This is a genomic window from Mesorhizobium sp. M7A.F.Ca.AU.001.01.1.1 (assembly GCF_004022735.1).
Taxonomy (GTDB): Bacteria; Pseudomonadota; Alphaproteobacteria; order Rhizobiales; family Rhizobiaceae; genus Mesorhizobium; species Mesorhizobium ciceri.
Genome location: NZ_RZPF01000821.1, coordinates 1 through 2,619 on the forward strand (window position 1 = coordinate 1; position 2,619 = coordinate 2,619).

Consider the following 2,619-nt stretch of genomic DNA (forward strand, 5'->3'; position numbering starts at 1 on the left):
AGGCAGCCGCATCGACATCGTCGCCAGTGTCCGCCTGTTGGCTGCCGGATTGCGCGATCATGCGAAATTCTTGCCAGACAGAGCTTATGGAAAATTGCGGCGGATCGTTCCAATTTTAGCGGATGAGCGCTTTTTGCCGAGGCGCGGCGGGTTTGCCACCAGATCTGGCGATTGCATCCGCCCTTCCGGCAGTTGGGCGGAGTCACATATCCACGACGACGCGGCCGCGGATCTTGCCCTCGACGATATCGCGCGCGGCATCGACGATGCCGTCGAACCCGATGGTGCTGGACAGGCTGGCGAGCTTCTGCAGATCGAGGTCGGTGCCGATGCGGCGCCATGCCTCGAGGCGGACTGCTTTCGGCGCCATCACTGAATCGATGCCGAGCAATGAGACACCGCGCAGGATGAAGGGCGCGACGCTGGCCGGCAGGTCCATGCCGCCGGCCAGGCCGCAGGCGGCGACCGCGCCGCCATAGGAGGTCATCGAGAGCACATTGGCCAGCGTGTGGCTGCCGACAGCGTCAATACCGCCGGCCCAGCGCTCCTTGGCCAGCGGCTTGGCCGGCTGGGCAAGCTCCTCGCGCGAGATCACCTCGGCGGCGCCAAGGTCCATCAGAAAGGGGCTTTCGGCATTGCGGCCGGTGGAAGCAATGACATGGTAGCCGAGGCTGGACAGGATGGAGACCGCGACCGAGCCGACGCCGCCGGCTGCCCCCGTCACCACCACCGGGCCGCGATCGGGCAGGATGCCGTGCCGCTCCAGTGCCATGACACAGAGCATGGCGGTATATCCTGCGGTGCCGACGGCCATCGCGTCATGCGGGCTGATGCCTTGCGGCAGCGGCACCAGCCAGTCGCCCTTGACGCGGGCACGGCCTGCATAGGCACCGAAATGGGTTTCGCCGACGCCCCAGCCATTCAGCACGACCTTGTCTCCGGCGCGCCAGTCGGGATGCGAGGACGAAATGACGGTGCCGGCGAAATCGATGCCCGGCACCAGCGGCCAGCGGCGGATCACCGGCGCCTTGCCTGTGATCGCCAAGCCATCCTTGTAGTTCACCGTCGTTGCCTCGACCGCGACGGTGACATCGCCTTCCATCAGGTCGGCCTCGGTGAGATCGGTCACGGCGACCGACTGCTTTTTCTCGGCGTCACGCGAAACGAGGATGGCTTTGAAGGTTTCGGACATGTCTTTCTCCGCGATCTTGACGACATGAACTGTGCGGCGATGGCCGCACGGGGTCAATCCTTGGAAGGACTGGCTTTGGGTTCGCGCCGCCAGCCGAACAGCTCGTCGAAGACGACCAGTGCCGCACCAACCGAAATGAAGGCGTCGGCAAGGTTGAAGACGGCGAAGGACCAGACCGGCGTGTGGAACAGGATGTAGTCGATGACGTGGCCGTAGACGGCGCGGTCGATCAGATTGCCGAGCGCGCCGCCGACGATCAGCGCAAAGCCGGTGCGGGCAAGGATCTGGGACGGCGCGATCCGCGTCGCCAGGAACAGCACGAAGGCAACGACGGCGAGCGAAATGACGATCAGCCCGGTGTCGCCGAAGGACGAGAACATCGAGAAGGCGATGCCGGTATTGTAGGTGCGAAACAGCGCCAGGAAGGGCAGCAGATCAACCTTCTCCTGAAAAGGCAGATCGGCCTCGACCAGGTATTTTATCCACTGGTCGAGCGCGATGGCCGCGACGACGAGCAATGCGTAGGGAGACCATGATCTCACGGGCAGGCAACCTTCATTGCTGGTCCAGGATTGACTCGAGCTTCAGCGCGCCGCGCCGGATCTCGAACAGCATGATGCCGGTGGCAACGGCCAGATTGAGCGAATCGGCACGGCCCGCTTGCGGAATCCTGAGCAGCCTGTCGCAACTCGCAGCCAGGCTTTCGGGCAGTCCCTGCTGCTCGTTGCCCATCATCAGCAGCACGGGCCCGCGGGAAAAATCGACCGAGCGGTAGTCGACGGCGCCTTTCAGGTGGGTTCCGGCGACGAGGCCTGAAAACCCGCCTCGCCAGGCGAGGAAAGCCTCGGTTGTCGCCTTCGCCACCGGCACGGCAAAGATCGAACCCATGGTGGCACGCACCGTCTCCACGGAGAATGGATCAGTGGTATCGCCGACCAGGATGACGCCTTTGGCGCCGACGGCATCGACGGTGCGGATGACGGTGCCGAGATTGCCGGGGTCGCGCACCCGGTCGAGCGCCACCCAGACGTCGCCATTGTCAGCGCGGACATCTTTCAGGGCGAGGAATTTTTGCGAAAAGACGCCGACCACCATTTGCGGGTTGTCGCGACGGGTGATGGCGACCAGCACCTTCTCCGACACTTCGAGCACCATGCCGCCTGCCGCAACCGTGCGTGCGGCCACCTTCTCCACGGCAGCGTTGCCGCGCCCGGCCTTGGCGAAAACCAATGTCCTGATCTGCCAGCCGAGATCGAGCGCATCGATGACCAGCTTCAATCCCTCGGCCATGAAGGCGTTCTGCTGGTCGCGGAATTTCTTCTGAGCGAGCGCCTTGATGTCCTTGACCAGCGGATTGGCGAGGCTGGTGACCTCCTTCACCTGGCCGGGTGCGCCTGCATGCCGCTCGTTCATTCAGCCACCCAACG

Annotated in this window: 3 protein-coding genes; all 3 read right to left on the reverse strand. The window is 64.2% G+C overall.

All coding sequences use genetic code 11. The annotated features are described in order from the left end of the window. Positions 1-202 precede the first annotated feature (202 nt). Genes EN884_RS32390 through EN884_RS32400 form a run of 3 tightly spaced genes read right to left on the reverse strand, consistent with a single transcriptional unit; the run spans position 203 to position 2,605 of the window. A complete protein-coding gene (locus tag EN884_RS32390; RefSeq protein ID WP_024502831.1) occupies positions 203-1,192 on the reverse strand; it encodes an MDR family oxidoreductase in 990 nt (329 codons plus the stop codon). Between the two features lie 53 nt (positions 1,193-1,245). Then, complete coding sequence (gene lspA / locus EN884_RS32395; RefSeq protein ID WP_063169013.1) at positions 1,246-1,734, reverse strand: signal peptidase II; 489 nt, start codon at positions 1,732-1,734, stop codon at positions 1,246-1,248. 13 nt (positions 1,735-1,747) lie between these two features. Further along, positions 1,748-2,605 (reverse strand): RNA methyltransferase, encoded by an 858-nt coding sequence (locus EN884_RS32400; RefSeq protein ID WP_063169012.1) that lies wholly within the window; start codon positions 2,603-2,605, stop codon positions 1,748-1,750. Between the last annotated feature and the right edge of the window lie 14 nt (positions 2,606-2,619).